This window comes from Tepidiphilus sp. HLB4 (assembly GCF_054823945.1).
On sequence record NZ_JSYB01000062.1, the window covers coordinates 1 to 795 of the forward strand.

The following is a 795-nucleotide window of genomic DNA, read 5'->3' on the forward strand; positions in this document are numbered from 1 at the left end:
GGCCACCCAGCCTGTGAGCGCGGCATCCATGGTCTGCGCCACATCCGCGCCCAGCGGCAACAGCGCAGCCTTGAAGCTCGCCACATCCAGCCGGTTCAGGAGCCCCATGCCTTTGAGCGAATAGAGGAAGTCGCCCAGATCCGCCAGCCCTGCCTCGCGCTCGCGCTCGATGCGCGTGGCCAGTGCCTGCGCCACGGCGGAGAGATCGCCCACGACGGACTCTGTCTCGGCATCCCAGTGGTAGGCAATGCTTTGGAACAGGCCACTCAGGTGGCTTTGCGACATGAGCTGGCCATAGACCAGCGCCTTGAGTTCGTCCCAGGCTTGCAGCAGCACCGGCGCGGCCCGGCCATGCGGGTTGGGGTCGCGCTCTCCCCAGCACCATACGCCCACCCATTCCTCGCCCAGGAATTCCTCCAGGGCTTCAAGCCTGCGGGCATCGCCGATGGCGTTGCCGTAGACCATGCGCGAGGCGCGGCTGGTTGGGTCAACGTCCTGTACACCAGTCCAGCGGTAGAGGATCTGCGTGACCAGGGCGTCCCGGTCTTCTGGCGTGGGGGCCTGGGTGAAGGCAGTGACGAGCGCCTTGAGTTCGCCCGTGGCATCCATGGCCATGGCCTGGTGCAGGTCGCGCACCTTGCCGTAGCCCTGGGCATCAGGCAGTACGGCGATGTCTTCGGGCACGTCCACCCATTCGGTGGGCACGCTGTAGGTGGGATCGGCCTGCACCCACACGTCGGCGGCGGTGCGGGTTTGGCCATCGGTGGTGGTGTAGCTGCCGACCTGCCGGTGGGC

Annotated in this window: 1 pseudogene; it reads right to left on the reverse strand. The window is 67.2% G+C overall.

Annotation, left to right across the window (positions count from 1 at the left end):
• Nucleotides 1-795, reverse strand: a pseudogene (locus OA56_RS09095) (hypothetical protein); the annotation flags it as partial.